This window comes from Mesorhizobium sp. (assembly GCF_004962245.1).
Lineage (GTDB): Bacteria > Pseudomonadota > Alphaproteobacteria > Rhizobiales > Rhizobiaceae > Mesorhizobium.
Genome location: NZ_SUHQ01000083.1, coordinates 1 through 2,528, shown reverse-complemented (window position 1 = coordinate 2,528; position 2,528 = coordinate 1). Strand labels below are relative to the sequence as shown.

Below are 2,528 nucleotides of genomic sequence, written 5' to 3'. Positions count from 1 at the left end.
CCGGAGAGCACGGCGACCAATGCCGTTACCTACACCACGCCATGGGGCACGATCCATTGACCCAGCTTTTGCAGGAATTTGGGTCGGCACGAGCATAACAATTCGGATAGCCGCTCATCCCCCACCCGGGGCGCCGTGATCCGGAACGAAGTGTTGCGATGCTTTCTTTTCTTGGATAGGCAAATCGTCTCAACAATATTAAAATGCCTTTTCCTTGTGAATGGGATGGGCGTGTGAGTATCGTCCTTTTATATACCTGACGTGATAAAATTCACCGCAATGATTATTCTGCTCTTTGTGATGTGAAGGAAGATATCTTCGGCGTTGCCGCACTTTGGAACCGGCGACCGTGGCCCGCTGCAATGATGTAAAGGGCGCGTCTAAGCTCAATCTGCATCGGAACGTGCAGATGAGCTTTACCAGACCCTCGATTCCGGACGGGCCATAATGATTCTGATTACGTGGGTCAAAAAGGGCGCCCTGCCGGCGGGGAGGTACACCCGCAGGGCGCGCCGCACAGAGGTCCTGGTCGTTGGGCAACAGGACAGCGGCGGCAGAACTGATTCGGTTCGTGACTGAAATAGTCCGGAGCATGCTCAAGATCAGATATCTGGAATTCAACAGTTTTGGGTCTGCTCGGCGCAGTAGCGCGCAGGGACATGCCTGCCTCCGGACTCACTCCTTCGCGATCGCAAAATCATACGGCACCCTCGGCCTTCAGCGCGCGATAGGTGGTATCGACCGACTTTACCGTCGCGTCGACAATGATATCGATCTCTTTTCGGGTAATGATCAGGGGGGGTGCATAACCGAGGATGTCGCCATGTGGCATGGCCCGTCCGATGACACCATTCTCAAACAGAGCAGCTGCAGTGCGCACCCCGACCTGAAGGTCGGGTTCGAATGGTATCCTTTGTTTTGGGTCCCGCATCATCTCTACGGCCGACAGGATACCCACTCCGCGAACTTCACCAACGATGGGATGTCCCGCCAGCTCGGCCTTCATCCGGTCTTGCCAATACGGTCCAACATCGCGGACATGCTCCAAAATATTTTTTTCGTTAAGCAGTCGAATATTGGCGAGCGCGGCTGCGGCACAAAGCGTGTGCCCCGAATATGTCCAGCCGTGGCCGAGTGCGCCGTGCTTCTCAGTTCCTTGTTCCAAAACCGACCAGACACGGTCGCCAATGATTGACCCGGAGATGGGGAGGTAGGCGGAACTCAAACCCTTTGCGATGGTCACGAAATCCGGACGCATGTTATACAGGTGGGAACCGAACTTCTCGCCGGTTCGCGCGAAGCCGCACACCACTTCATCGGCGATTAGAAGGATATCGTATTTGTCGAGCACCGCTTGAATGGACGTCCAGTACCCTGTGGGGGGCGGCACAATACCTCCTGTCCCAAGTGCCGGCTCTCCGATAAAAGCTGCAACCGTTTCCGGTCCTTCGGCCAGGATCAAGGCTTCAAGCTCATCGGCACAGCGCCGGGAGAACGCTTCCTCGCTCTCCTCGATACGCGCCTGGCGGTAATAGTGCGGCGTGGTTGTATGGCGCACCAAATCCAGAGGCAGGTCGAAGAAATTGTGAAAGAAGGGAAGGCCAGTTAGGCTACCAGTGACCAATCCAGACCCGTGATAGCCGCGATTTCGCGAGATGATCTTTTTCTTTTCGGGCCGGCCAAGAATGTTATTATAGTACCAGACCAGCTTGATGTTGGTTTCGTTAGCATCGGAACCGGAGAGGCCGAAATAGACCCTTCGCATGTTCTGACCGAAATACTCGACCACGGCCTCTGCCAACAGGGCGACCGGCTCCGTACCTTGGCTGGCATAGACGTGCGCGAACGGCAATTCGCGTGCTTGCCTGGCAATGGCCTCGGCGATCTCCGTGCACCCATATCCCATGTTGACGCAGTAGAGCCCTCCGAAACCGTCGAGGCTCCGTCGGCCTTCGGTGTCCCAGATATAGACGCCGTCCGCTCCGGCCATGATCCGGTTTGGCGTCTCGCCGCGACTGTGCTTGGCCAAATGTGTAGACGGATGAAAGACGAAGCTTCGATCCTTCTCCTGGAGTTGCTCGGTTCCCAGATTGCTCGAGCGCATCGTCCCTCTCCTCGCGATAAATTGGCGGAGGGCACTCGGCCAGCCACCTGTTTAGCAAATAGCATACCGGAAACGTCTCTCGAGTTTCTCGGGAATGCAGGTTATTCGCCGCGGAATTCGCGGGATCGGCCCGAATTGCCGTGAAAACTAAGGCGCCACCTTCGCCTGGCCGAGGGAGCGTTGAATTGGATCTCACTGATTTTGCGACGTCAGGGCGCGTACTGCAAACACGAACAGCTTACGACGCGCATGCGCCCAGCATGCCCGATTAGCGGGTGACCTTGCTCCCAGTTTCTAAACAGTTTTTGTTCGTTTCCGGCGTGGGTTGTGCTCTGCTGGGCGGGTGAAGCGACGGGCGCTGGCGCGGAGCTTTGGCATAGCGCAGCGCGAGCGACCGTCGCGGATTGAAGGTGCTGGCGAACTC

1 protein-coding gene is annotated in these 2,528 nt (G+C 56.6%); it reads right to left on the bottom strand.

Going from position 1 to position 2,528, the window contains the following annotated elements; genetic code table 11:
* Positions 1 to 697: 697 nt before the first annotated feature.
* Positions 698 to 2,104, bottom strand: coding sequence for an aminotransferase (locus tag E5X88_RS33395; protein WP_292168525.1), 1,407 nt, complete (start codon positions 2,102 to 2,104; stop codon positions 698 to 700).
* Positions 2,105 to 2,528: the final 424 nt, after the last annotated feature.